A 19,596-nucleotide genomic window follows, 5' to 3' on the forward strand; every position below is an offset into this window, starting at 1 on the left:
CCCTCTCCATATTAAATTAAAGATTTACGTAGTGAAACACTTACTCCTTTTGGTACGTGTGCAACAATTTTTGCTCCTGGTTCGTTCACAGTAACCCATCCTAATCCAGAGAATACAACATCCGTTTTAGGTTCACGAATATTAAATTCGTATTTCACTAGCTCAGGCATATTTGCTAATTCTTCTGGCGTTGGTGGGCTTAGTAAATCCCCGGCATGATTTTTATATAATTCATCTGCTTTCTCAAGCTTTGTACGATGGATTGTTAAGCGATTCGAGAAGTGACAAGTAAATGCACGACGACCACCACTTACATAATCAAAACGTGCCAATCCACTAAAGAATAACGTTTGTTCTTCATTTAATTGGAATACCATCGGCTTAATTTCTTTTGTTGGTGTAATAAGCTTTAAGCTTTGCTTTCCAACATAATGAGCCATTTGGTGGTGGTTAATAATACCTGGCGTATCATATAAAGAAGACTCTTCGTCCAATGGAATATCAATTAAATCCAGTGTTGTTCCTGGGAAATGAGATGTTGTAATTACATTTTCAGTCTCATCACTAAATTCTTTAATCATACGATTAATAAATGTCGATTTCCCTACATTCGTACATCCAACAACATAAACATCTTTGCCGCCGCGATAATACTCAATAGCATCTGCTAGTTCAGCAATTCCTTGTCCCTTCGCTGCACTAATTAAAAAGACATCTTCTGGTTTTAATCCTAGCTGCTTTGCACTATAGCGCATCCAATGTTTTACTTTATCATGTTTTACTGACTTTGGAATTAAATCAGCTTTATTTCCAACAAGTAATACTTTATTATTCCCTACGAAACGATGTAAGCCAGGTAACCAGCTACCATTAAAATCAAAAATATCTACAATTTTGACTACTAATGCATCTGATTTTCCAATTCCATTTAAAATGCGTAGGAAGTCATCATCTGTTAACGATACATCTTGAATTTCATTGTAATGCTTCAAGCGAAAACAACGTTGACAAATGACTTGTTCTTTCTCTAAAGATGAGGCAGGAGCATACCCCACTTCGTTTTTATTTTCTGTTTGAATTTCTACACCGCAACCAATACATTTAATTGTTTCAGTCAAACTTTATTCCTCCCAGTTAATTAAACCTTTTTTCTTCATATTTTTCATAATTCTTCGTTCAATTTTTCGATTAAAGCGCGTTACTAATCCGTCCGTTTGTGCTACCGGTACAACTAAAATTGTATGAAGGCCTACTCGGTTTCCACCAAGCACGTCAGTCAGTAACTGATCTCCAATTACTACAACTTCATCTGGCTGCAAACGCATCTCTTGTATCGCACGCTTAAATGCGCGAACAAATGGTTTACGTGCACTATGAATAAATGGAATACCTAATGGATCAGCAAAATCTTTCACACGTTGCTCATTATTATTTGAAACGACCGTTACTTGAATGCCTTGCTCTTTCATTTCCAAGAACCATTTTTCAAGTTGCGGCGTTGCATTGGGACGATCCCATTCAATTAAAGTGTTATCTAAGTCAGTAATAACGCCTTTAATCCCACGTTTTTTTAAATCTTCTGGTTGAACATGATATACATTTTTCACATATTCATTTGGTAAAAATAGTTTCAATTTCTTTCACCTCTTTGAGGATTTTTCATAAAATTTTTCGACAACATTTTTCGATATATAACCTGTGGATAAAATTGTACACATTTTCCACATTAATTTTTCAGTTAATTTGGAATTTACTAACAAACTATACACACTTTATCCACCTAGGTATGTGGATAACCACTCGTTTGTGACTGTCATATTTTTTTGGTACATTAAATGCATCAACGAATCAATCCTTATATTATTAGGAGGTGACTCACCTTGAAAACAAAACATATGGAACAGTTATCCACTGAGTTACTCACTGAGTCTTATTATAAAGCAAAAGAACTAAAATTAAATCCCGACTTCATTTTACTTATAAAACAAGAAATCATTAGACGCTCATTAGAGGACAAGCTTGTCAAATCATCTTGATTACATATAAAGTGAAAGTTTAATCAGCCCTTACCAATCAAACAGTTACAGGATAAATTATTAGATGCCCTGTAAAAAGAGCCATCCTACGATGGCTCTCGAATAAACAAGTACTCCCATCTAGGGGATTTCATCATTAAGTATCTTTGCCCATAACTCTTACTTACGGTTATAAAAGCTTTTCTTTATTTATGAGCTAAGCGAGTAGCTATTTTTTCACCAAGACGAAGCTCTTGTCCACTCTTTAATTCCTGCACTACTTCTATCATATCTTTTTCAAACAATAACACAACTGTTGAACCAAATGTAAAGTATGCCATTTCTTCACCTTTTTGAACAGTGTCTCTCTCATGCAAAAGCTCAATACTATTAACAAACATAGCACCTACTTTTACAAGAGCCATATGCTCGCCATCACTGCTTACTTCTGTAACAGAACGATAATTTTTTGACAGTGGTTCTTTCCCGTATTCCATACCAGCTGCATTTACCGGATATGATTTTCTACCGAGTACAAATCTTTCAGTCACAGAACCAGAAAGCGGACTATGAATGCGATGATAATGACTTGGACTCAAATAAATTACCATATATGTACCGCCTGCATATCGCGTTGCACGTTCTTCATTACCTAGCATATCCACAATTGAATAGCGCTTTCCTTTTATATCAAATGTTTTTGTATCCTCAATAGGACCATGATCTGCAAAAACACCATCAACAGGACTAACAATACTCGATGCATCTGTATCAATACTACGCTTTCCTTCTTTTAGCTTACGCGTAAATAATTCATGCAATGTTCTATATTCCTTCAAACCCTTTTCCATCTCATCTTGATTAATTTGAAAAACTTTCGCGTACGATGGAATAATGATAGAGCTCAAACGAGATTGTGCAAATTTACGTAATATATAAGAAGTAAAGCGACCATTTGTAAGTTCTATCATAAGTCGATATAATGTACGTCGCAAATTGCGAAACCCCCTAATCAGTCTATAACTTTAGTTTTCCCTTCTTTTCTTTCTATATCATATGTAAAATTGGTTCTTATTCCCACATATCATATAAAGCAGCCTTATTATATATACAGAAAACTAAGTATGGTATTATTCTTAAATTATTTAGCACCTTCTAATATTACAGATAGAATCCGTCATTTTCAACAGTGAACATGTATTTCTTCTTAGCATAACGCGTTTTCTTTTCTTATTTACAATAAAAAAAGCAGCCCATTTTAAATATGGCTGCTTCTAATACACTTTACTCTTTCGCTTTTTTCTCTTTCTCTGCCCTTACAAACTCGTGGAACATTTTCATTAAAGCACGCTTTTCAATCCGTGATACGTAGCTTCTAGAAATACCAAGCGCCTTAGCGATTTCCCGCTGTGTTTTCTCCTTATCTAGCCCAAGTCCAAAACGTTTCACAATCACTTCTTTTTCTCTTTCGTCTAAAATATCGATATACTCTTTAATTTTTTCTAACTCCATACTAAGCTGAATCATATCAATTACATCTTCAGACTCTGATTTTAATATATCAATAAGCGATATTTCATTGCCCTCTTTATCTTGCCCGATCGGATCATGAAGTGAAACATCTTTTTTCGTTTTCTTTAGTACACGTAAATGCATCAAAATTTCATTTTCAATACAGCGTGCTGCATACGTCGCAAGCTTCGTTCCCTTTCCTGCAGAATAGCTCTCGATCGCTTTAATGAGCCCGATCGTACCAATTGAAATTAAATCTTCTGCATCTTCTCCTGTGTTCTCAAATTTTTTAACGATATGAGCTACAAGCCGTAAATTATGTTCAATTAAAAGATTTCTCGCTTGAGCATCACCTTGCTCCATTAACTCTAAGTACTTTCTCTCATCATCTGATGATAACGGCTGCGGGAACGCATTGTTCTTCACATAAGAAACAAAGACAAACACTTCTCGAACCATATATCCAATTGCGGCGAATAGACTCAAACCTTTCACCTCCGCCAAAATAGTGGTCTTTATTATGTGTATGTGGGCGTGAGGTTGTTTGTGTCTGTACAGTTTATTTATAAAACTCAACACTTCTAACATTTAAAATATTTTATCGTTATATTATAATTAAATAAAATTGTTATTTATATATGAATATGCTATTAAAGGGGACACTATTCATGATTACATTAGAACGATTATTAAATGTAACAATTTATTTAGGGGTATTTTTACTTTTCATTTCGTTCATTACTTTTGTTATTAAAAGAGGGCCTGATTTATTATTTTTTCAATTTGGAATTTCTTTATTTTTTGGAGCTCAAATTATAACTGGAATAAAATTTTTTCATAACTATGGTTTCTCCTTTCACTCAAAACTAGAACTACTTATCTTTATTTTCTATGTAATTGGAATTATTACATGTATACTATTATTCTTTCACTTTCAAAATCCGTATCGAATTTTTTTATTAATCTGTAGTTGTTTATTTTTAACTGGATCCAATTATTACTTTAAAGAAACATTAAATTTTAGTAAAAAAATTCCAAATCAAAACAAAACTTTTTTAAGTACACAAGATGACTCTTTTCCAAAAGAAGTTCGTAAATTTTCAGAGGATTACAACAACATAATAAGAAATGATTTTTATGAAATACCGATGATTCCTACTGAATTACAGATTACAAGCAAAAAAGATTCTTCCCATAGTACATCTTACTTAGTTGAACTTCATAATAGCGAGAATGAAATTACTGATGACTCTGTACAATTAACTCCATCAGACCGTTTTTATGTGCTGTTAAATAAACAAAAAACAAAAATATCAAAAATAGTATATGAAGGGCAGAATTTTTTCACATTTACAGTCACACTAAAGGCTCTTAATTTACAGCAAGAACCAGAAATTCATAATATGTTTTTAGAAATAGATAAACGTAGAGCGATGAATCTTCTTAATTTTGAAATTAAAGCCCATACTAAAGAATGGAAAGTAATATTTAAAAGTGATAGTTCTTATTCCAATCTTCCTATCACATTTACTTTTGAAAAACGAACAGGCAAAGTATAAAAATAAAAAGAGTTATTTTTTCTTTGAAAAATAACTCTTTTTATTTTACTTACTCCAAATCTTTCTCCCCGCTTGGGCATCAATATAACGAATTTCCCGCCTACAATCAAAAGGTTCTTTATGTTTTTCATCTGTCGTTTGTTTGTAAAGTAGTTTGTATTTCGTTTCCTCTGCATCATGATCTAAAGACCATTCTAATTTAACTCGGATAGCCTCTCTGTATATTTCTAACGCTTTTTCTTTAGTTACTTTTGGTGTTATTTCGTATGTGAGCAATTCTTTTATAAAGTTGCTAGACTCCCCCGAGTAGTGCATAACAGCACCATTTTCTGCATTGATGTTAATCATAAATTGGTTATACTCTGCCGGAATATCATTTATATATACAGAAAAGATAAATCTTTCAATCCCATCTTCTGCTTCTTCACGTTCCTCCCAAAGACGCAGATATTGTGTGATATCTGGAATAACTCGTTCTAAAAATTGAAGTGCTTTTTGTAAACATTCCTCTCTAGACAGTATTTGCTTTACTTCTTTATCATCTGTCAGTTTTATAAAACCAGTTAATTCATTGGTTAATTTATCAATTTTAACGCTAACTAAATTATTATATTTCAACATCGGTAAATGCTTTTTAAAGAATTCATTCATTAAATATGGATTCTTTTCTTCTTTCTGTTTTTGTAATTCCTCTTTCGGAACAAATTTCATCCTTATTTCATCATCATTTTCTGTCTCATCTACTTTTGTAAAACCTTCTTTATTCCAGTCAAATAATTCGAATACTTCACCTCGTTCGTTACCTTTTTTCGATTTTTCAACAGCTACAGCCGAAGGCAATTTATAATGATCTGGTCCAAATAAATCTTTACCTGTACTTGCATCAATAAACGCATGACTAGGCTCTGGTTCATATACAAGATGGTACCCTTTTACTTCTTCCCCGTTTTCATACTCACATGAAGAGTATGTTAAATCTATAAATACAAGTCTCATATCTTGTCTAGCTTTCAAATTTTCTAAAACGATATTCTCCTCAACAATTTCACTTGGCCATAACGGTTTTTTCTCTATAGCTTTTTGTCCATTGTAATGAAAATGCACAACATTACCTGAAGAGTGCACTCGCACAACGCACCCTGTATTGGGCAATGGATAGCTATTCACTTCTTGCATATAATTTACTTCTTTCCAACCGCGCCTGTCGTCCTTAACCGTTACATATGTATAGAATTCATATCCTTCTTTTGTATATTTTTTCAAGAACGCATTTGCAATCTCTCTTGCCTTCTTCTCCTCTATCGCTTCCTTGCCACTTGAAAAAGGATTTTCATCATCTATCCTAAATTCAATTAAATTACCAGTATGTCTATTCAATGTAATTTGTATCGTTCTCTCCTGATCCTCTTTATGCTCCCACCATAATAGATGATACGGGTCATCAACCCCTTCTTGATCATCTACAACAAGACTATATTCATCTGGAATATTAATAATATGAGCCACTTGCTCTTTTCTTTCTTTATCTTTTTGATTCATCATACTGCTCCCTTTATTACAATTTAAGGTAATTATAACAAACAAAACCAAAGAACTATAAAAAAAGACTAGAGATATCTCTAGTCTTCTACTTCGTTTCACGATGTAACGTTACTCGCTTTAATCGTGGACAATATTTTTTTAATTCGATGCGTTCTGGATTGTTTCGTTTATTTTTTTTAGAAATGTAATTACGATCACCGCACTCCGTACAAGCTAATGTAATATTTACACGCATATTTAATTCTCCTTTCTTTCAAAAATCGCAACTAAAACGTAATGATTACGATTTATATATTATAAAACTTCATTCCATTTGTCAATTGCAAAAACAAGAAGATTCCATTTAGAATCCCCTTGTTTTTATAGTTAAATAAATTTTCTCCCGCATTAACGGGCAGTAAGACCCCCACTGATTAAAAGTTTCACTTTATTAAAACGATTCGTATGTAACAAACTCACTAATCGGCTTTCGATATCCTCGTGGGCGAGTTTTAGTCGTATCACTTTTTCCTATCGTAATCATTAAAACAGGTACTATATGCTCCGGCATATTTAATTCACTTTGCACTGCTTTTTCATCGAAACCAATCATTGGACATGTATCATAGCCATAATATTTAGCTGCGTACATAAAAGTCATCGCGCTTAACGAAGCATTTCTAATCGCTTCATCCTCCATGAAACGCTCTCCTTTTCCTTCATATAAACCTTTCGTTTGCCTAATTGTATCTTCATATTCACATTCATCAATCATTTTTAAAACTTTCATACCGAAGTAAATATTTTCAACATTTTGGTATGCTTTTTTATCACCACAAACGAGCACTACCGCTGATGCACTCGATACTTTATATTGACCGAAAGCTAATTCTTTTAATCTTTCTTTTCGCTCTTGATCACGAATTACAACATAATGTGTGTGCTGCAAATTATAGCAAGATGGAGAAAGCTTAGTTAACTCAAATATTTTTTTAAAATCCTCATCAGGGATTTCTATACCTTGTATAAATTTCATTGCAGAACGTCTAGCAATTGCTAATTCTTCAAAGTTCACCATATATCCTCCTCGATAACTGTAAATTTAAATATACATTAATTTATACAAATAGATAAATCAAATAAAAACACTTTAAATCCGAATAATAATTATGATTAACAGCAAAAAAGACAAAAAGCTGAAACAATTAGTTCATACGAAATTCACACGAATCTATTACTATAGAAACTGTACATAGTGAACTTATTAACAATCACGTTTATTTATATAAAATCTTACTCGAAAGGAGTTGAAAGTATGAAAACTAAATATCGCTTTATGATCTCATCATTTGCTGCTTGCGCTTATATGATTTGGTATTTAGTATAATAACGACCTCACTTGCAAATAGGAAAAGGTGTGTATATAAATGGAATATAATCAATCAACAGTTAACTACTGGAAAGCTTTTGTATTACCATATACATTTGCTTTAGAAGAGTTAAAAACTAAATTTGAAATTATGAACCGGGAAGCTCAATTTCTAGAGGATTACAACCCGTTTGAACATATAAAAACAAGACTAAAACAACCTGAAAGTATTATTAAAAAACTAGAGCGCAAAAGCTTATTACCAACAGTTGAAAATGCTCAAACACATTTACAAGATATTATTGGTATTCGTATTACATGTTGCTTCGTAGAAGATATCTATCATTTGAAAGAAGTCATTCAAAAACGCGAAGATATGGAAGTCATAGAAGTAAAAGATTATATCGCTAACCCAAAACGAAACGGATATAAAAGTTTACACATGATCATTAAATACCCTTTATCACTAAATTCTGGTACAAAAGATGTATTTGCAGAAATTCAGTTACGTACACTGGCAATGGACTTTTGGGCAAGTTTAGAACACAAACTTTATTATAAATATGAAGGGAAAATACCGGAGTATTTAAAAGATGAACTACATGATGCAGCAATGAAAGCTGAAGATCTGGATAATAAAATGGCCACAATTCGTCAAGATATTGATGATATTGAGGCATGTTCAAATCAAATTATGCTACCACTATAAAAAAAGGTTCTCGTCAATGAGAACCTTTTTTCTATCATTTTTGGGAAGTACGACTCCACACTTATTAAAGTTTCACGTTATTTTTTCTCTATTGTTCGAACCTCTTCAATCTTCCATTTATCCTCTTCTTTTCCAAGGGCATACTGTACTTTCTTTTGAAGAGTAATACTGTCGTCTACTTCCTTTTCTTTCGTTTCAACAATAACATACCCTACTTTACTAACTTTCATATCTATATGTTCCAATTCAATTTTCTTATTTCCCTTTTGAAATGCGGCTTCTTTTTGTGTTTTTAAGTCTTCAGCACTAGGCATCTTCTTTGAAAATAACTCCATATGTTCTGCAAGATTTTTTTCATTGGTCGTTCGCACAAATGTATGAATAACATCTTGAATAGATTTCTCTTCTTCTTTTGTTATTTGTACCTTTTCCTCAGTTTTTTTAGTAGTAGATTTTTGTGCTACATTATTCTCTTCTTGTTGACATCCAACTAGTAATACTACAAATGCTAGAAGGAATCTTAATTTCGCAAATATTTTTTTCATATTTCCAACTCCTAAAAAGAAAAGCGAGGCAGTTCGCCTCACTTTCGCTCTTAATTAGCGTCTTCCTTTATTCGGATCACCGCCACCAACAATATCAAAGACACGTTTCGCTATATTTGTATTCTCTTGAACGCCAGAGAACAAGTATTTACCTGGACCAAATGCATACACGTTCACATCTTCCCCTGTATGTCCACCTGTTGTCCAGCCTGTAACCGAGCGCTTATTGAAAATATCTTCAATTGCATTATCAATCTTTGTTACATCTTTTGACGGAGCTATATCATTTACAGCTTGAATTTCTTCTGGAGTTAATTGTAAATCAATATACTTTTTCAATGTTTCTTCTACATTTGCACCTTTTGCAATCTCATTTGCCATAAAGTCTGGTGTGCGTTTTGCAGCTTTAATTGGATCTACTTTAAAGTTATACTCGCCATTGGCACCTAAAGATAAGCCACCAGTAGCGTGATCTGCCGTTGCAACAACTAACGTATTTTTATCTTTTTTCGCAAACTCAATCGCTGCTTTGAAAGCTTTTTCGAAGTCTTCCATTTCACTCATTGCACCAACAATATCATTATCATGTCCAGCCCAGTCGATTTGACTTCCTTCCACCATTAAGAAGAAACCATTTTTATTTTTGTTCAAACGCTCAATTGCTGCATTAGTCATTTCTTCTAATGAAGGTGTTTTCTCATTGCGGTCAATCATTTTATCTAATCCACCTGGTGCAAATAAACCAAGAATTTGATCATTTTTATCATTTAACAATTGATCTCGATCCGTTACATAGCTATAACCAGATTTCTTAAACTCTTCTGTAAGATTACGATCTTTTCTAACAAAGTTCTTTACGCCGCCGCCAAGCATAACATCTACCTTATGCTTCCCTTTAATTTTCTCATCAAAATAATCATTTGCAATTGCGTCCATATTTTTACGGCTAATGTCATGCGCACCGAAAGCAGCTGGTGTTGCATGTGTAATTTCAGAAGTTGCAACGAGTCCCGTTGATTTCCCTTTTTCTTTCGCTTGCTCAAGAACTGTTTTCACTTCCGCTTTATCATTATCAACTGCAATTGCAGCATTATATGTTTTAATTCCTGCTGACATAGCTGTTGCTGCCGATGCAGAGTCTGTAATATTTTCATGTTCATCTTCTGGGTATGTTTTTTGTGTTCCTACAAGATGCTTATCAAATTCTGTAGATTCCATTTCAAAGGTTTTTGGATTATCTTTCATATAACGGTGAGCCGTCATATATGAAGGACCCATACCATCCCCAATTAATACGATAACATTTTTAATCTTTGCATTGCTTCCGTTCTCATCTGCATTAACCTCACTAGAACGAGTAAAATTCCATGTTGCTACCGAAGTAACTGCTAATGATGCCACAACTGCAAATGGCCATGCTTTTTTCACAAACTTTTTCACTGTCTTGTCCCCCTAATTAGGTTATTCATTTCCCACTATCAAATTTAATGGAAGACTATTAAGAGAAAATTAGCTGTATGTAAATTTTTTGTTAACTTATGTAAATATCAGTTATAATTTGTATAAGTTTGTCTTTTTGTATCAATCATTCCGCCCTTTACAATTTAAATATAAACAAGTTGGATTTCATTTAACGTAAATCTCTTTTTTTACATTTTGACTCTATGTTTATGAAAATAAATAGAAATGCGGTGAGCCTTTATGAAAATAGTAAAGCTAAATGAATCTTTTATTTTTGAATTACTTAATCTTTGCAAATCTGTTGGATGGTTACACGATGAAATTTTTATGAAAAAACAATTCGAAATGTATCTTTCTATCGGCACACTTGTAGGTTACATTCATGAAAACAAACTCATTGCGACTGGAGGAGTATTTCCCTTTACAAGTAACTTCGCTTCCATTGGTATGTTAATCGTTCACCCTAATTTTCAAGGACGCGGAATAGGGCGCATGTTGCTAAATCATTGCTTGGAACAAATTCATCCAAAACAACCCATTGCACTTATTGCGACAAAAGCTGGCGAACCTCTATACACATCATGCGGATTTCAAACAGCAACAACGATTCATCGTTTTGAAAAGCAAACTATTAAGACGTACCCTTCTCACTTACAACAAGTACAAGAAGAAGACCTTATATCTGTTACTTCTCTGGATCAAATTGCAACTGGTATGAATCGTTCTCTACTTTACTCTTTGCTATTACCAAGGGCCGTACACTCTTTTAAAATTGAAAGAAATAACTGTATAGAAGCTTTTTCATTATGCATACAAAAGGGCAATATATTATGTATCAATCCACTTATCGCCAAGCAAGAAGATGATGCTATCCAATTATTAAAAAAGATATGTGAATGTTGGAATGGTATAGTACGAATTGATGTTCCACACTCACAATTTACATTTCGTCAATTTCTTCAAACAGAAAATTTCCAAGAAACGCTCCTTTCACCTCTTATGATAAAAAATGGTAGCCAACTTCCTGGAAATCGTAATATGCTATTTGCTATGATAGATACAGCGTTATGTTAGAAAGGAGACACCTAATTGAAGCGATTTAGCTATTTTATGGTAGGTTGTCTTACTCTTACACTATTAGTAGGATGTAGTGCAGCAGAAAAGCCAGTAGAACAAGTAAAACAAGTTAAAAATACAATTACAGCGAAACTAGCTACCGAGGAAAAAATGGTAGAAATAGATGGTCAAACCATTTACTTTAAAAAGATTGGTAATGAAAAACCACCTTTACTTATGATTCATGGCTTTGGAGGGTCATCAGATGGTTTTCAAAAGATTTACTCCGATTTAGCAAAAGATCATACAATTATTTCTGTAGATGCTTTAGGATTCGGGCGCTCATCTAAGCCAATGGATTTTTATTATTCTTTTCCAACTCATGCAAATTTGTATTATAAATTAATGAAAAAACTAGGGTATGATTCATTCGCAATACTGGGGCATTCCATGGGGGGAGAAATTTCTCTAAATTTAACATATTTATATCCTGAAGCAGTTACTCACCTTATTTTAACTGATGCTACAGGTGGCCCTCATACATTCGTTAATAAACAAGGCTCACCAAAACCACAATTGTCGACTGATTTAAATGCCGTTTCTTCTATTACAGATTATGATGAAAGCAAAGTGAAATTCAAACGTAATGATGAAGAGCATTATAATAAAATGAAATTATGGCCTAGACGTCTTAAAATTAATGCAAATGAAATAAAACAGCCAACTTTAATTATATGGGGCAGAAATGATAGTAGCGTTTCCTGGAAAGAAGGAGAAACGTATCATCAATTCTTAAAAAATAGCACTTTACATATTATTGAAAAAGGTTATCATGCACCATTTCGCCAAGAACCACAAGAATTTGTCGGGTATGTAAAAGATTTCTTTAAGAACAATCCGATTAAAGTTGAAAAATAACATAAACGGGTATCTCAAAATGAGATACCCGTTTTCATATATTAAGCAGCTTGCTTTTGGCGTTTTGGAGTTTTTGATCCTAATACTTTCGGGATAACGAAGCCATCCATTCCAAATTTCCCAGCGTTCATACCGGAAACAAGAACAAACATAGATAAGATAACCATCTCAGGGTTCACACCAATTGACCCACTAAACATATAGGAAAAGTTCATTACAAGACCAAAAAAGACCGCTGTTTTTGTTAAACAGCCTACAATTAAACCAATTCCGACTAAAATTTCTCCCCATGTTACAAGTGTATTAAACAAATCTACATTTGGAATTGCAAATTCTTGTAAGAATGATGCCCACCAAGATTGAACAGCCGGTTGTGCACCTTTAGATTTTTCAATTGCCCCTTGCAAATAACCTGTTGCATCGAATCCTTTTCCTTGTAGTTTACCGATTCCAGCCATTAACCATGTGTAACCAAGATATACTCGAATTACTGCTAATGCAAAAGAAACTGCTTTGTTTTCTCTTAAAAATTGAATAACCATATCTTCCTCCTAAAGTTGTAATTAAGTTAGTTACAGATAATATAATAACATTAGTTACTTATTTTTCAAACGTTAATTATGAATAATCTGTGACATGCGTATGAAACATTAAAAACTAACGTTTATATAGTAACTTTTATTACCTGTAAAAACTTGAACATATCATACCACAAGTGATAACCATTTTCATTGAAAAAAATGTAAAAAAATGTGAGTTAAATGTGAAACACGTTTATTCGAATATAGAATAAACGTGTTTCACACTAATTATAGAATCGAAATGTATGTGTCTCCTCATCAATTAAACTCGCTTCTTGAAACGCTTCTTCTAACGTTTTCCCATGGTTAATAACCCCATAAAATAAGCGTATAGTAAACATAAGTGCTGCATTTCCATCTACATAATCAATCGATCCAATATATGATTTCGCACCACTATGTAAAAAAGATTTTGCTAGATTTTGCTCCCCTAACGTACACCCGCTATTTACAATATGTGTATTATGCAATTTTGCATATTTATAAATTTCTTCTGTACCAAAATACCCTCTCGGTTCATCTTGTTCATATACTTCTTCGCCTAACTCTTCCATGACAAACTTCCCTTCTTCACCATGAAAGCAAAAAATAATATAATTAATATTGTTAAATAAGTTCTTTCCAGAAAGAACTTCCACAAAATCTTTCGGTCTACCAATCCAATATGTCACAACCCTTGCACCAAAATATTCAAGAGATGCTCGAATTGATTGCGCTTCTAAATCCGAATTAAAACCAACTACTAATGCAATATTCAACATACAACCCCCATCCTATAATCAGCCCTTATCAATCAGAATTTTATGGGATAAATCCATTTCATATATGCCCGTTTCTTTCAAAAAATCTGATCTAGTTAAAACGACTTTCTGTAAATATTGCCTATATGCTGTAATTGTTCCATCGTGAGATACAATGCAAATTCTTTCAGCACCCAGTTCATAACACCAAAGAAGAAATTCATCTACTATTTGCTGAAAACTATTCTCTGAAATAGTGTTTATACCTTCCTTCCATAACTGATTATTTGAGCTTTTCTCTATCGAAAAATGCGGAAATAACTTTGTTATCATTCCCTGATCTACTATATAATCACACGGTAATGTTTTCGCTCCTTCTCGATAAGGAAAAATACGTGGGGATACATATGGATGGACTAGTTTTTGACAAGCAACTTTCGCACTCCATATTGTCGCCGTTTGCAAAGTTCTAAGTGTAGGACTAACAATTAATATATCCGCTTCTTGTAATGATATATCACGTTGAAGTAATTTAGCTTGAGCCTTTCCTACTCTCGTCAATGGTGGGTCAAACACTTGTAAACTTTCTGGTAAATCCGTTGTATGTTCACCTTCACCATGCCGAACAAAAACGATTTTCATATTCAGCCTCCTCTTACTATAAAATCCTCACACATATTTCTTCCCTATTGCATTCTTTATTCCTGCTGTATAAAAACCGATATGTAAAAAACATTTGACACTAATCTTTGTAAAATATTACAATATTACATGTAAAATACTTTTTACACCGAAAGGAGAATTACATATATGAAATGGATAATTGTCTTTATTGGAATGATTGTATGGGGATATATAAACGGCTTCTTTAGTAGTGATCAAACTGCTAATCCCTGGATTACAGATGATGAACGTGAAACAAAAATTAAACAAAAAGCAATTACGGCAAGCTGGTCCGGTGTTTTTATGTTTTGTACCATTAGCCTCTTAAATAAATGGTTAGGTTTAAGCACAAACGATAAATCACCGTACTTACCAGACCCTATCGCAGCTATTTTAAAGGAAAATGTAGAGTTACAAGTTTTACTCATGCTATTTGTTATGTATGGAATATTTTACTTACATTATCGAAGAAAATTAAGTGCCTAACTTCTAACTCATGATTATCCTCCTAAATGGTTATAGTAATTAGGACGAAATGAAAGGAGCGATAGAAAAATGAGTAACTCGAATGAATTTTTAGATACACTACATGAAAAACAAGCAAAAGATGAACAAAATAGAAAGCGCCAAGGGAACGGAAACCCAGCGAAAAAAAAGCCAAATAAAACGCATAAATAACAATAAAAAACTGCCTAAAATGATCTTTTAGGCAGTTTTTTATTGTTATTTCACCGAGATGACATTTTCCCAATTCCATTTCTCATAATACCACGCTGGTACATCTATATTTTCAATCCACTTCTTTTCCTGTTTCCCATCTTTATGAGCAAGCCATACATCCGCTTTCTTACGGTCTGAACGTATCCAAATTAATTGATTACTCTTCTTCATGAAGATCGGGTGGTAATCCCCTTGCTTGTTCTTTTTCTTTGTGATTTGATGCTGTGCATTACTTGTACTATCGACCTCATACAAAGATGGTAGTGGCCTTTTTTCTGGTGGAGTTTCTATCCCTGCCTCCTTTGCTCGTGAAACGATAATTACTCTATCGTTCTTCCATACAAAATCCCAATCAACATATCCTTTCGGCGTAAATATGTTCTGCTGAAGTGCTGGCAATTCCTTTACTTTTAAATGCTTATTTTCTAATGCAACTCTTCCGCTCCCTTCAATATAAGCTAATATATTTTTTGATGGTGCCCATTGAAACCATTGTGCGTTTAGTAACATTTGATCTACTTTTTCAAACCGACTGCCATCTGCACGAACTAAGCAAAGCGTATTACTATCAGCTGACCATGAAGCTGTCGGTACTGCTAAAAATGAAATCCACTTTTGATCTGGTGACCACTTAAAGCCACTTGCTACTAGCGCTAGGAAATCATCATGTTCATTTGGCAATGCATACAAATGCTTCATTTTGTGAGGATTCATATGTGCATCTTTTTGCACTTCATATAGCTGAGCCCCTGTCCATCCTGTTGGAAGTAAGTGCGCTTCAGAGGATACAAGAAAGTTCTTTCCATCGGGGTACCATGCATAATCCCCTACACCAGCCGATACATTTTCAAAATCTGCATTCTTTTTTTCTACATCAAATGTATTTAATGTACCTGTAAATATAAATGCAATTATATTTTCTGTTGGTGACCATTGATAATTCGATGCTTCTGAGTGAAACGGCGTAACTTTCTTTCCATCTTTCAGCCGATATAACTCAAGAATATTTTGTTTCTTCCCTTTTACATATGCCAGCCATTCTCCATCATGTGACCACTTTGGCCCTGTTATGTTCTCTCCTTTTGTAAGTTGTTTTTCTTTCCCCTCAACTTTAATCCAAAGGTTATGATGACGAATAAAAGCAACTTTCACACTATTATTTTCTGCGCTAGTAATAGTGATAGAACACAAAAACATAAACAACACTACACTACCACTTACTATTAGCCTTTTCATACCATCACTCCATTTCCCTCATAGCATTCCTCACTTTCTTCCTACAATATGTGAAAAATATCGATTCGACATAATCAGAAAAAATTTCCCAAGAAATTTTCAATTCATAGAGGATTGGTATGAATTATGTCGAAAGTATAGTTTAGCCAACATTTATATTTATAAGTTATAACTAAAATGCAAGATTTAATTTCTGAATATTGGCACTTTTTCATTAGGGGGAGTATCAATGAAAAAAACTACATCTACACTATTAAGCATGGCGCTTGTCTTTTCTAGTTTTGGAGCTTTAAGCGCTCATGCTGAATCACTACAAAAGGAGAAGCAATTTAGTCCACAATTAAAAACAACGATTGAACAGTGGGGAGAACATAAAATTGCTCAAAATGTTGAAACGAAAACAACAAAAGAAATATCAGTAATTGTAGAATTGCAACACGCACCTCTCGCTGCTCAAAGTAATATTCAGCATGCTCCAGATTTCCAAAATAGTAATGCGCAGTCTTATCATGCTGAGCTAAAAAAAGCACAAGAAGATACGACTAAGAAAATAAAAGAAAAAGCACCTGGTGCAAAAATTAAAGAAGTGTATAATACGTTATTTTCCGGATTCTCTATTTCAGTTCCTGGAGATCAAATTACCTCTCTTGCCTCTTTACCTGAAGTAAAAGCAGTCTATCCGAACTTAACATATAAATTGCATGAAACATCAAAAAGTACTACTAACGAAGAAGCACCAAATATCGGTGGACCGACAATTGGTGCACCTGAAGCGTGGAATTTAAAAGATCCATCTGGCAAACCGCTTGATGGAAAAGGCATGAAAGTAGCCATTATCGACTCTGGCGTAGACTATACACACCCTGACTTAAAGGCAAATTATATCGGTGGATATGACACGGTTGATGAAGATAGCGATCCAATAGATGGTAACGTACATGGTACTCATGTAGCTGGAATTATTGCGGGTAATGGAAAAATTAAAGGCGTTGCTCCAAACGCTTCTATTCTAGCCTATCGTGTAATGAATGACGGTGGAACTGGTACAACAGATGATACTATCCAAGGGATTGAGCGAGCGATTCAAGATGGTGCGGATGTATTAAACCTCTCCCTTGGGCAAGATTTAAATGTACCTGATCAGCCTGTAACATTAACGTTAGAACGAGCAGCGAAACTTGGTGTTACTACTGTCGTTTCAAATGGAAATGACGGACCAAAACCTTGGTCTGTTGATGCTCCCGGTAACGCAAGTAGTGTCATTTCTGTTGGAGCATCTACGGTTTCTATCCCGTTTCCAACATTCCAAGTAGCTGGTTCCAGCAAAACATATCAAGGGTTACCGTTATCAAAATCCGATTTTCCAATAGGAAATGATTCCCCTCTTGTATATGTTGGTTATGGCAATCCAAGTGATTATGCAAAACAAGATGTGAAAGGGAAATTCGCACTTATTTTACAAGGTACTTCTAGTACATTAGTAAAAGCAGAACAAGCGAAGCAAGCTGGGGCACTTGGTGTGTTATTAATCTCTAACGAAAAAGAAATTAATATGATGCCGGAATATTTTTCACGTGAACATCTGGCTATCCCAGTAATGCAATTATCAAATACAAATGGGGAAGAATTAAAAACTTTAATCACAAAACGAAAGAAAAATATAAAAATTGGACAACCAAAGCAAACAGAACTTATCGGTAACTTTAGTTCAAGAGGACCATCACAAGGAAGTTGGCTAATAAAGCCTGATGTTGTTGCACCTGGAGTACAAATTACTAGTACAGTACCGCGAGGCGGCTATGAATCGCATAACGGAACAAGTATGGCTGCTCCGCAAGTAGCTGGAGCGGTTGCCCTCTTGCGTCAAATGCATCCGGATTGGACGACAGAACAATTGAAAGCGGCTCTTGCTAACAATGCAAAAACATTACATGATGTCAATGAAAATACATACCCTGTTATGGCACAAGGATCTGGTTTAATTAACATTCCGAAAGCAGCTCAAACAAATGTATTAGTAAAACCTAACAATGTCAGCTTTGGTCTTATTAAGCCAAATAGCGGAAAAGTAAAACTGACGCAAAATGTTACATTACAAAACCTTTCTAGTAAAAAGAAAAGTTTTTCAACTCGTGTGGAATTACTAGATGCCAACACAAAAACAAAAGTAAAAGCTTCTGTCCCTTCATCGATTAGCATACAACCGAATAGTAGTACCGAAAAACCATTTACTATCACGGTAGATAGCTCACTACCACAAGATGTGTATACTGGAAATGTATATGTAAAAGAACAAGGGGCAAAAGAAGAAATTCGAATTCCATTCACATTTAGTATCGATCCTAAAGATTATAAACGTATCGATGGACTTGAAATTATTAATTCTACTTTTAGCCCAAATGGCGACCACGTACTAGATGATAATCTCATCAACTACTATTTAGTTGCGCCTGTGGATGATGTAACATTACATGCAAATTTAGTTACGAAAGAACGTGTAACGTATCAAGGGATTATCCATCAAGCTAAAAATGCAACTCCTGGATACAAACCTTTCAAATGGAATGGTACAAAAGCAGATGGCACTCCTTTAGCTGACGGGCTATATCAAATCGAAGCAGTTGCTTCTAATTCTGGTGGAGAAACAAAACAAACAGCTGCTGTATTTCTTGATCGAACTGCACCTAAGTTAACACACGAAGTTGACCAAGAAAATCTCGTAATTAGAGGAAAAGTTGATGATATTCTACTAGATTGGATGTCAGAATATGGTTGGATAGCACCTGGTATTCCAGTGAGAATGCAATATGAAATTAACGGAAATGGTGTATGGGAACAGGCATTCCTGAACCCTTGGGAGAAAAGCTATGACATTTATTTCGATCGCACTCAATTACACGAAGAAAAAAATACTATTCACATTGTAGCAACTGATGCAGCTGGCAATACCTCTAATTTAACTGTTAATTTAGAAGTGAAATAAAGTGAAGC

The 19,596-nt window shown here is 34.1% G+C and carries 21 protein-coding genes; 8 read left to right on the forward strand and 13 right to left on the reverse strand.

Features of this window, described 5'->3' with window-relative positions; translation table 11 throughout:
- Positions 1 to 11: 11 nt before the first annotated feature.
- Positions 12 to 1,118, reverse strand: coding sequence for a ribosome biogenesis GTPase YqeH (yqeH, locus tag N2V80_RS21700; protein ID WP_000140799.1), 1,107 nt, complete (start codon positions 1,116 to 1,118; stop codon positions 12 to 14).
- A 3-nt stretch (positions 1,119 to 1,121) separates the two neighbouring features.
- Complete coding sequence (locus N2V80_RS21705; RefSeq protein WP_000765314.1) at positions 1,122 to 1,634, reverse strand: YqeG family HAD IIIA-type phosphatase; 513 nt, start codon at positions 1,632 to 1,634, stop codon at positions 1,122 to 1,124.
- 246 nt (positions 1,635 to 1,880) lie between these two features.
- Here N2V80_RS21705 and N2V80_RS21710 point away from each other — a divergent pair, with 246 nt between their 5' ends.
- On the forward strand, positions 1,881 to 2,036 hold the full coding sequence (locus N2V80_RS21710) for a sporulation histidine kinase inhibitor Sda (RefSeq protein WP_000850094.1): 156 nt from the start codon (positions 1,881 to 1,883) through the stop codon (positions 2,034 to 2,036).
- Between the two features lie 185 nt (positions 2,037 to 2,221).
- Here the strand turns inward: N2V80_RS21710 and N2V80_RS21715 are convergent, their stop codons facing one another.
- Together N2V80_RS21715 and sigK are read right to left on the reverse strand one after the other, a co-directional pair.
- On the reverse strand, positions 2,222 to 3,010 hold the full coding sequence (locus N2V80_RS21715) for a phosphatidylserine decarboxylase (protein WP_001255000.1): 789 nt from the start codon (positions 3,008 to 3,010) through the stop codon (positions 2,222 to 2,224).
- A gap of 289 nt (positions 3,011 to 3,299) precedes the next feature.
- Entirely contained in the window at positions 3,300 to 4,013 is a 714-nt protein-coding gene (gene sigK / locus N2V80_RS21720; protein ID WP_000051382.1) for an RNA polymerase sporulation sigma factor SigK, read from the reverse strand.
- Between the two features lie 152 nt (positions 4,014 to 4,165).
- Between sigK and N2V80_RS21725 the strand changes: the two genes are divergently transcribed.
- Positions 4,166 to 5,086 (forward strand): hypothetical protein, encoded by a 921-nt coding sequence (locus N2V80_RS21725; RefSeq protein ID WP_080024551.1) that lies wholly within the window; start codon positions 4,166 to 4,168, stop codon positions 5,084 to 5,086.
- 45 nt (positions 5,087 to 5,131) lie between these two features.
- Here the strand turns inward: N2V80_RS21725 and N2V80_RS21730 are convergent, their stop codons facing one another.
- From N2V80_RS21730 to N2V80_RS21740, 3 genes are all read right to left on the reverse strand, one after another.
- On the reverse strand, positions 5,132 to 6,625 hold the full coding sequence (locus N2V80_RS21730; protein WP_001072071.1) for a YcdB/YcdC domain-containing protein: 1,494 nt from the start codon (positions 6,623 to 6,625) through the stop codon (positions 5,132 to 5,134).
- Between the two features lie 88 nt (positions 6,626 to 6,713).
- On the reverse strand, positions 6,714 to 6,863 hold the full coding sequence (rpmG, locus tag N2V80_RS21735; protein WP_001265617.1) for a 50S ribosomal protein L33: 150 nt from the start codon (positions 6,861 to 6,863) through the stop codon (positions 6,714 to 6,716).
- 195 nt (positions 6,864 to 7,058) lie between these two features.
- Positions 7,059 to 7,685, reverse strand: coding sequence for a nitroreductase family protein (locus N2V80_RS21740; RefSeq protein ID WP_000245978.1), 627 nt, complete (start codon positions 7,683 to 7,685; stop codon positions 7,059 to 7,061).
- 349 nt (positions 7,686 to 8,034) lie between these two features.
- Here N2V80_RS21740 and N2V80_RS21745 point away from each other — a divergent pair, with 349 nt between their 5' ends.
- A complete protein-coding gene (locus tag N2V80_RS21745; RefSeq protein ID WP_000456230.1) occupies positions 8,035 to 8,685 on the forward strand; it encodes a GTP pyrophosphokinase in 651 nt (216 codons plus the stop codon).
- Positions 8,686 to 8,762: 77 nt separating this feature from the next.
- On the opposite strand, the gene N2V80_RS21750 is transcribed toward N2V80_RS21745, so the two are convergent.
- Complete coding sequence (locus tag N2V80_RS21750) at positions 8,763 to 9,230, reverse strand: hypothetical protein (protein WP_000717905.1); 468 nt, start codon at positions 9,228 to 9,230, stop codon at positions 8,763 to 8,765.
- 54 nt (positions 9,231 to 9,284) lie between these two features.
- Positions 9,285 to 10,670, reverse strand: coding sequence for an alkaline phosphatase (locus tag N2V80_RS21755; RefSeq protein WP_000714912.1), 1,386 nt, complete (start codon positions 10,668 to 10,670; stop codon positions 9,285 to 9,287).
- 261 nt (positions 10,671 to 10,931) lie between these two features.
- Here N2V80_RS21755 and N2V80_RS21760 point away from each other — a divergent pair, with 261 nt between their 5' ends.
- Positions 10,932 to 11,765, forward strand: coding sequence for a GNAT family N-acetyltransferase (locus tag N2V80_RS21760; RefSeq protein ID WP_061654486.1), 834 nt, complete (start codon positions 10,932 to 10,934; stop codon positions 11,763 to 11,765).
- A gap of 15 nt (positions 11,766 to 11,780) precedes the next feature.
- Positions 11,781 to 12,665 carry an alpha/beta fold hydrolase gene (locus N2V80_RS21765; protein ID WP_000819810.1) on the forward strand — a complete coding sequence of 295 codons (885 nt, stop codon included), beginning with the start codon at positions 11,781 to 11,783 and terminating at the stop codon, positions 12,663 to 12,665.
- 41 nt (positions 12,666 to 12,706) lie between these two features.
- On the opposite strand, the gene N2V80_RS21770 is transcribed toward N2V80_RS21765, so the two are convergent.
- The 3 genes from N2V80_RS21770 to N2V80_RS21780 all read right to left on the reverse strand — a co-directional run bounded on the left by N2V80_RS21770 (position 12,707) and on the right by N2V80_RS21780 (position 14,628).
- A complete protein-coding gene (locus N2V80_RS21770; protein ID WP_000236592.1) occupies positions 12,707 to 13,207 on the reverse strand; it encodes a DoxX family protein in 501 nt (166 codons plus the stop codon).
- A 263-nt stretch (positions 13,208 to 13,470) separates the two neighbouring features.
- Entirely contained in the window at positions 13,471 to 14,007 is a 537-nt protein-coding gene (locus tag N2V80_RS21775; RefSeq protein WP_000931929.1) for a hypothetical protein, read from the reverse strand.
- A gap of 18 nt (positions 14,008 to 14,025) precedes the next feature.
- A complete protein-coding gene (locus tag N2V80_RS21780) occupies positions 14,026 to 14,628 on the reverse strand; it encodes a histidine phosphatase family protein (RefSeq protein WP_000706246.1) in 603 nt (200 codons plus the stop codon).
- Between the two features lie 168 nt (positions 14,629 to 14,796).
- Between N2V80_RS21780 and N2V80_RS21785 the strand changes: the two genes are divergently transcribed.
- Both N2V80_RS21785 and N2V80_RS21790 read left to right on the forward strand, forming a co-directional pair.
- Positions 14,797 to 15,135: a hypothetical protein gene (locus N2V80_RS21785; protein WP_000871153.1), complete on the forward strand. Its 339-nt coding sequence runs from the start codon at positions 14,797 to 14,799 to the stop codon at positions 15,133 to 15,135.
- A 69-nt stretch (positions 15,136 to 15,204) separates the two neighbouring features.
- Positions 15,205 to 15,327, forward strand: a complete 123-nt coding sequence (locus N2V80_RS21790) for a DUF4023 domain-containing protein (RefSeq protein WP_000071866.1) — start codon at positions 15,205 to 15,207, stop codon at positions 15,325 to 15,327.
- Between the two features lie 45 nt (positions 15,328 to 15,372).
- Here the strand turns inward: N2V80_RS21790 and N2V80_RS21795 are convergent, their stop codons facing one another.
- Positions 15,373 to 16,605 carry a TolB family protein gene (locus N2V80_RS21795; RefSeq protein ID WP_000825724.1) on the reverse strand — a complete coding sequence of 411 codons (1,233 nt, stop codon included), beginning with the start codon at positions 16,603 to 16,605 and terminating at the stop codon, positions 15,373 to 15,375.
- A 229-nt stretch (positions 16,606 to 16,834) separates the two neighbouring features.
- Here N2V80_RS21795 and N2V80_RS21800 point away from each other — a divergent pair, with 229 nt between their 5' ends.
- A complete protein-coding gene (locus tag N2V80_RS21800; protein WP_061654487.1) occupies positions 16,835 to 19,588 on the forward strand; it encodes a S8 family peptidase in 2,754 nt (917 codons plus the stop codon).
- Positions 19,589 to 19,596 lie beyond the last annotated feature (8 nt).

The organism is Bacillus sp. FSL W8-0640 (assembly GCF_038007725.1).
GTDB lineage: Bacteria > Bacillota > Bacilli > Bacillales > Bacillaceae_G > Bacillus_A > Bacillus_A cereus.

Excerpts from the sequence above, each read along its gene's own strand:
- N2V80_RS21725 (WP_080024551.1), top strand. The coding sequence starts at position 4,166 with ATGAATATGCTATTAAAGGGGACACTATTCATGATTACATTAGAACGA.
- N2V80_RS21730 (WP_001072071.1), bottom strand. The coding sequence starts at position 6,625 with ATGAATCAAAAAGATAAAGAAAGAAAAGAGCAAGTGGCTCATATTATT.
- rpmG (WP_001265617.1), bottom strand. The coding sequence starts at position 6,863 with ATGCGTGTAAATATTACATTAGCTTGTACGGAGTGCGGTGATCGTAAT.
- N2V80_RS21740 (WP_000245978.1), bottom strand. The coding sequence starts at position 7,685 with ATGGTGAACTTTGAAGAATTAGCAATTGCTAGACGTTCTGCAATGAAA.
- N2V80_RS21745 (WP_000456230.1), top strand. The coding sequence starts at position 8,035 with ATGGAATATAATCAATCAACAGTTAACTACTGGAAAGCTTTTGTATTA.
- N2V80_RS21750 (WP_000717905.1), bottom strand. The coding sequence starts at position 9,230 with ATGAAAAAAATATTTGCGAAATTAAGATTCCTTCTAGCATTTGTAGTA.
- N2V80_RS21760 (WP_061654486.1), top strand. The coding sequence starts at position 10,932 with ATGAAAATAGTAAAGCTAAATGAATCTTTTATTTTTGAATTACTTAAT.
- N2V80_RS21770 (WP_000236592.1), bottom strand. The coding sequence starts at position 13,207 with ATGGTTATTCAATTTTTAAGAGAAAACAAAGCAGTTTCTTTTGCATTA.
- N2V80_RS21775 (WP_000931929.1), bottom strand. The coding sequence starts at position 14,007 with ATGTTGAATATTGCATTAGTAGTTGGTTTTAATTCGGATTTAGAAGCG.
- N2V80_RS21780 (WP_000706246.1), bottom strand. The coding sequence starts at position 14,628 with ATGAAAATCGTTTTTGTTCGGCATGGTGAAGGTGAACATACAACGGAT.
- N2V80_RS21785 (WP_000871153.1), top strand. The coding sequence starts at position 14,797 with ATGAAATGGATAATTGTCTTTATTGGAATGATTGTATGGGGATATATA.
- N2V80_RS21790 (WP_000071866.1), top strand. The coding sequence starts at position 15,205 with ATGAGTAACTCGAATGAATTTTTAGATACACTACATGAAAAACAAGCA.
- N2V80_RS21795 (WP_000825724.1), bottom strand. The coding sequence starts at position 16,605 with ATGAAAAGGCTAATAGTAAGTGGTAGTGTAGTGTTGTTTATGTTTTTG.
- N2V80_RS21800 (WP_061654487.1), top strand. The coding sequence starts at position 16,835 with ATGAAAAAAACTACATCTACACTATTAAGCATGGCGCTTGTCTTTTCT.